Origin of the sequence: Sphingopyxis granuli NBRC 100800 (assembly GCF_001591045.1) — a bacterium.
In the GTDB taxonomy this organism is placed as follows: Bacteria; Pseudomonadota; Alphaproteobacteria; order Sphingomonadales; family Sphingomonadaceae; genus Sphingopyxis; species Sphingopyxis granuli.
On record NZ_BCUA01000140.1, the window covers coordinates 1 to 6,205 of the forward strand.

3 protein-coding genes are annotated in these 6,205 nt (G+C 61.2%); all 3 read left to right on the forward strand.

Annotated elements, in window-relative coordinates; genetic code table 11:
* Nucleotides 1-248 precede the first annotated feature (248 nt).
* The 3 genes from SGR02S_RS18665 to SGR02S_RS18675 all read left to right on the forward strand — a co-directional run bounded on the left by SGR02S_RS18665 (nucleotide 249) and on the right by SGR02S_RS18675 (nucleotide 6,052).
* Nucleotides 249-3,704 carry a TonB-dependent receptor gene (locus tag SGR02S_RS18665; protein ID WP_255211527.1) on the forward strand — a complete coding sequence of 1,152 codons (3,456 nt, stop codon included), beginning with the start codon at nucleotides 249-251 and terminating at the stop codon, nucleotides 3,702-3,704.
* 339 nt (nucleotides 3,705-4,043) lie between these two features.
* Nucleotides 4,044-5,120 carry a glycerophosphodiester phosphodiesterase gene (locus tag SGR02S_RS18670; RefSeq protein ID WP_067113617.1) on the forward strand — a complete coding sequence of 359 codons (1,077 nt, stop codon included), beginning with the start codon at nucleotides 4,044-4,046 and terminating at the stop codon, nucleotides 5,118-5,120.
* Entirely contained in the window at nucleotides 5,117-6,052 is a 936-nt protein-coding gene (locus SGR02S_RS18675) for an aldo/keto reductase (protein WP_067113619.1), read from the forward strand. Before SGR02S_RS18670 ends, SGR02S_RS18675 begins: the two co-directional genes overlap by 4 nt.
* The last annotated feature ends 153 nt before the right edge of the window (nucleotides 6,053-6,205 follow it).

The window sequence follows — 6,205 nt, forward strand, 5'->3', positions numbered from 1 at the left end:
GGCTTTCGCCGGGGAACAGCTCCTAGCTTGCCTGAAGGGTATATATCCCAAACAAGTTCAGGGTGACGACGGAGGGAGAATGCGAAGCGGAGGGACTGAGAGAAGGAGCGCCATGACGCTACGGTAAGGCGGCACTGCGGGCTGTGCGGAAATTTTCTGCACATTTCCGATGCGGATTTTTCGCCCGCTCACGTTCTGATGTCCGACGCCGTCAACCGGCGCGGAGCATCACAGAGGGAGGGGCAAGCATGGCATTCGCTACACGCACCGCATTTTCGTTCAAGGCGGCGATGTATCTGGGGGTCGCCACGCTGGCGGTGAGCGCGGCCGGCGCGGCGCAGGCGCAGGCGGCCGAAGCGAAGCAACTCGACATTCCGGCGCAGGCGCTCGCGAACACGCTGACCCAGATCGGGCGGCAGACCGGCAGTGAGGTCGTCTTTCAGGCGGGCGACGTGCGGGGACGCAACGCCCCAGCGGTGCGCGGCGCGCTGACCGCCGGTCAGGCGCTGGACGCGGCTTTGCGGGGAAGCGGCCTGCGCGCCCGCCATACCGCGCAGGGAGCTTATGTCGTCGAACGCGCCGCGACCCCGCCGCCCGCCGCGCGCAACGAGATCGACGATGGGTCGGAAATTGTCGTCACGGCGCAGCGGAAGGAAGAGAAGATCATCGACGTGCCGATCGCGATGACGGCGCTGTCGTCGAACCGGCTGGACGATCTGAAGATCGAGGGCGGGGCGGAGTTGCTGCGCGCCGTCCCGAACGTCAGTTTCACCAAGACCAATTTCAGCATGTATAATTTCTCGATCCGTGGGATCGGGACGCAGTCCATTTCCGCAACGAGCGATCCGGCGGTCGCCGTCAGCTTCAACTCAACGCCGCTCGTCCGCAATCGCCTGTTCGAAGCCGAATTCTTCGACATGCAGCGTATCGAAGTGCTGCGCGGGCCGCAGGGCACGCTCTATGGCCGCAATGCGACGGCCGGTGTCGTCAACATGATTCCCGCCCTTCCCGACACGCGCGCCTTCGCGGGGGAAGTGAAGGGCGAAGTCGGCAACTACAGCACGACGCGCCTCAGCGGGATGCTGAACGTGCCGCTGTCCGACACGCTGGCCGTTCGCGCCGCCGGCGCGTGGACCAAGCGTGACGGTTTCGATTACAACAACTTCCTCGGCACCCGCATCAACGGGCGCGACCTGTGGTCGACGCGCGTGTCGGCCCAGTGGGAGCCCAGCGACCGTTTCAAGGCCAACGTCATTTGGCAGCATTTTGCGGAAGACGACAATCGGTCGCGGTCGGCCAAGCAATTGTGCACGACCGATCCCGGAGCGGACAGAATTGGTAGTGTGGAAATTACCGATCCGGGTCTTCGCGGCCGTATCAGCCAGGGGTGTCTGCCGGGTTCCCTTTATGACGACGCGGCCTTTGGGAAGCCCAATAGCGCCGCGCTCGTTTATCTTTACTTTCCAAGCACAAGTATGTCTGTTGGAAGTCGCCAGATAGGCAACGCGAGGATTAATATACCCGCGATCATCGCTGATCCGATGGGCGAGGGTATGCAATCCCGAAATTTGCGTGAAATTGAATCCAATTATGATCCGATATTCCGCGCCAAAAATGATGTTGTCCAGTTCAACTGGGAATTTAAGCCATCCGAAACCCTGCAATTCATTTCGCAAACGGCTTATTCTCGGGATAGATTCTATTCGTCACAGGATTATAACCGATTTATCACGGAGCCGATGTTCGCGGATTCGTCTTTAGGTCCTATGTATACAGGTAGTCGATTGATTGATCTGGAAGAACTTCCTGGGCCGTCGCCGAAGGGCATCTATTGCGATCCTCAATTGGGCTGTTCGGATCGCATGGTGTCGGCGGATTTGAGCCGGTCGAGAAACCGGCAATGGTCCCAGGAATTCCGTCTGCAATTCAGTTTCGACGGGCCGCTCAATTTTCTGGTCGGCGCCAATTATCTCGATTTCAAATCTCAAGATGATTATTACGTCTTCAACAACATGTTCACCTATATCGCTCAATGGTATTATGACAGGGCTCCCCCTATAGCTGCCGCACCTGGTTTTGCTGGTTATGGATATGCTATACGGCTATGCGAATTGGGCAATGAAGATCGGGAATGCATTTATGTTGATCCAAACCCGATCGACAATTTGGACAATCAAGGGCATAATTATTTTCTGAGCCAGAACGGTGTTCATATTAAATCACGCGCACTGTTCGGTGAATTATACTATAATATCAATGATAATTTAAAATTAACTATCGGTGCTCGATATACAAAAGATAAGAAAAGAGCAGACCAAGTTCCCAGTCAATTGTTATTGGGGGGTGGGAGGAATAACCCAAGCACGGTAGCTAACGGCGGCCCTGATGATCCGTATGGCTCTCAATTTATCGGCGACATCACCGGCGGCCGCGTGAACAGTGGATATCCGGCTCAGGATGACATCAATCAGTCCTGGGGGAAATTCACCGGGCGCGTGGTGCTGGATTGGAAGCCGGATATCAGCTTCACTGACGACAGCCTCATCTATGCCTCCCTGTCCCGCGGCTATAAGGGCGGCGGCGTCAATCCGCCCAGAGTTGATTACAACACCAATGTGGTTCAGTTTCAATTCCTGCCGCAAACATTTCGCCCGGAATATGTCAATGCCTTGGAAATCGGCATGAAGCATAGCTTCAATGGCGGCCGATTCACCTTGAACGCCACCGGCTTCTTCTACGATTACAAGGATTTTCAGGTTTCGCAGATCGTCGATCGCATTGCCTATAATGAGAATTTCAATGCAACGAGTTGGGGACTGGAACTGGAGGCGGCGTGGCGCCCGTCGCGCGCTTTTCGCGTCGACGGCAATCTTGGCTATCTCCGCACGCGATTGGGCAAGGGTGCGCAGTCGATCGACGTGATGGACCGGACGCAGGGGGACCCCGATTGGGTGGTCTTGCGGCCCTGGCTGCAAGTTCCTTCCAACTGCATTGTCCCGCGTGCCTATGTCGAACAGGTCTTGAAGATGAATGAAGGGGGATTGATACCGAAGGGGCCGGCAGAGAGTGCGCTTATCTTGGCCAGCCTGTGTCCGGGTGGGGACCGTTATGGGAGTTGGAACCCGGCGAGGCCGACCAGAGTTGGCACCCTCAATTACTGGAATCCCGCCCGGGGGAATGCGCTTGTAAATCCAGCCTATGGGTTCACCTACGATCCGCTGGCGCCTTATAATCCCGACACCGTGGGCGCGCTTGTGCCCTATGATCCCGCCAATCCGGAAGCTTGGATCGGGGGGGCGAGTGGCGCTCCCAATGGGGGTCGCGGATTCTATGCGGATCTTGAAGGAAATGAACTGCCGAACGCTCCGCGTCTGACCGCGAATATCGGATCGCAATATACCTTCTTCCTCGAAGAGGGCGATTGGGAACTAACGTTCCGGGGCGACTATTATTTCCAGTCGAAAAGCTTCGGCCGGGTTTACAACACGGAATTCGACAGGTTGCGGGCATGGGACAATATGAATGTCGCCGTCATGCTGACCAGGCCGGAATCGGGTCTCTCGTTTCAGCTCTATGTCAAGAATCTGTTCAAGAAAACGCCGATCACGGGGTTCTTCGTGAACAGCGATGACAATGGCCTGACGACCAACGTGTTCACGCCGGACCCGCGCATCATCGGGTTTAACGCATCGATGAAGTTCTAAATCTTCTCCGTCCACTCCACTGGGGAAACCTCGGGTCGATGTCGTGCTCACTCCCAGGCCGACGTCGGCCCGGTCTTTTTACACTCCGATGACTTTGGATTGACCCAGTGCCATCATGCTCGGGACGCGGCGCTCAACGAAAGCGCAGACCATGGATGTTGAACCAGGTTCAGCATGACGAAGAGAGGGACGGACGCGGCGAAGCCCGCGCCCGCACGTGAAACTTTTTCCTCCGGACCCCGAAAACCGCTGGCCAAGGCGGCGGCGTTCGGCCTATTTTCCGCGCGTGGACAGGCTCCCGCTGCTCGCCGCCGATGACCGGCAGGCCCGCCTTGCGGCATGAGGCGCTGGTGCGCCGCCGTGCTGGCGTTGCTTTTGCCCGCCGGCTGTGCCGCTGAGCCGATGGCGGCGGTGCCCACTCTCGACGGCCAACCGCCGATCGTCATCGCGCATCGCGGTGCATCGGGTGAGCGGCCCGAGCATACGCTGGCGAGCTATGAACTGGCGATCGAGCAGGGCGCCGATTTCATCGAGCCCGATCTGGTGCTGACGAAGGACGGCGTGCTCGTCGCGCGGCACGAGAACGAGATTTCGGAGACCACCGACGTCGCCGACCGTCCAGAGTTCGCGGATCGAAAGGCGACCAGGCGGATCGACGGCAAGGACGTCACGGGCTGGTTCACCGAGGATTTCACCCTCGCCGAACTCAAGACGCTGCGCGCGAAGGAGCGCATTCCGCGGCTGCGCGGCACTGCCAACGACGGCAAGTTCGAGGTTCCGACCTTCGAGGAGATTCTCGACCTTCTCGCGCGCGTGAACATGGAGCGCGAGCATCCCGTCGGCGTCTATCCCGAGACCAAGCATCCGGGCTATTTCGCCGCGATCGGTCTGCCGCACGAGGCGCCCTTGCTCGCGCTGCTCGAAAAATACGGTTATCGCGGCCGAAAGGCGCCGGTGTTCATCCAGAGCTTCGAGGTTGGCAATCTCAAGGCGATCCGCGCGAAGAGCGACCTGCCGCTGATCCAGCTGATGGACGATGAGGGCGGGCCCGCCGACGATCCGCGGACGAGCTATGCCGCGATGGCAACGCCCACGGGGCTGAAGGCGGTCGCTGCCTATGCCGACGGCATCGGGCCGAACAAGGCGATGGTCATCCCGCGCGGCATGCTGGGCACGCTGGGCGATCCGACGTCGCTCGTCCGCGATGCCCATGCGGCGGGGTTGAAGGTGCATCCGTGGACGTTCCGCCGCGAGAATTATTTCCTGCCGCTCGCCGACAAGGGCGGGCTCAACCCCGCCGGGCGCGGCGATCTGGCGGCGGAGATCGCCGCCTATCTGGCGACGGGGATCGACGGGCTGTTCAGCGACAACCCGCGCGAGGCGATACCCGCGGTGAAGGAAGGAGCGTCACGATGACCGAACGCGCATTGGGCAAAAGCGGCCTGTCGATCCGACCGTTCGTGCTCGGCGGCAATGTCTTCGGCTGGACCGCCGACCGGGCGGCGAGCTTCGCGATCCTCGACCGCTTCGCGGCGCGCGGCGGCGGCATGATCGACACCGCCGATGTCTATTCGGCGTGGGTACCGGGGCATCGGGGCGGTGAGTCCGAGGCGATGATCGGCGCATGGCTCCGCGAAAACGGCGCGCGCGACCGGGTGCTGATCGCCACCAAGGTCGGGATGGGGGAGGGCGGCCTGCGGCCCGACGCCGTTCGCGCGGCTGCGCAAGGCTCGCGCGACCGGCTGGGGGTCGAGACGATCGACCTCTATTTCGCGCACCAGGACGATCCCGACGTGCCGCTCGACGAGGTGCTGGGCGCGTTCGGCGAATTGCGCGACGCGGGGATCGTGCGCGCGATCGGCGCGTCCAACTATTCGGCCGAACGACTGGGCGAGGCGCTGCGCGTCGCCGATGCGAAGGGGCTACCGCGCTTCACCGCGATGCAGCCCGAGCTCAATCTGCTCGACCGCGCGCAATATGAAGGCGCGCTCCAGCGGCTCTGCATCGCCGAGGGGCTCGGCGTCATTCCCTATTACAGCCTCGCCGCCGGCTATCTGTCGGGGAAATATCGCAGCGCCGACGATCTCGGCCAGAGCCCGCGCGGCTACAAGGCCAAGGCTTATATGGCGGGCAAGGGTCCCGCGGTGCTCGCGGTCATGGATCGCATCGCCGCCGAAACGGGCGCCAGCCTGGCGCAGATCGCGCTCGCCTGGGTGGCGGCGCAGCCGGGCGTCACCGCACCGATCGCCAGCGCGACCACGGTCGCGCAGCTCGACGACATCATGGACAGCATGGCGCTGCGGCTGACCGGCGAACAACTGGCCGCGCTGACCGAAGCGGGGGCCTGAGGAGCGGCAACGGACCGGGAGACGGCGTGCGACTGTCTGTCTCCCCTCCCGCTTGCGGGAGGGAGCGGGGGGTGGGTCGGCGCCGTCGCGAAGGCCCGCCCGGCTGCGGCTGGCGAACGAGTTCGCAAGCTTCCACATTGGATTGACCCACTT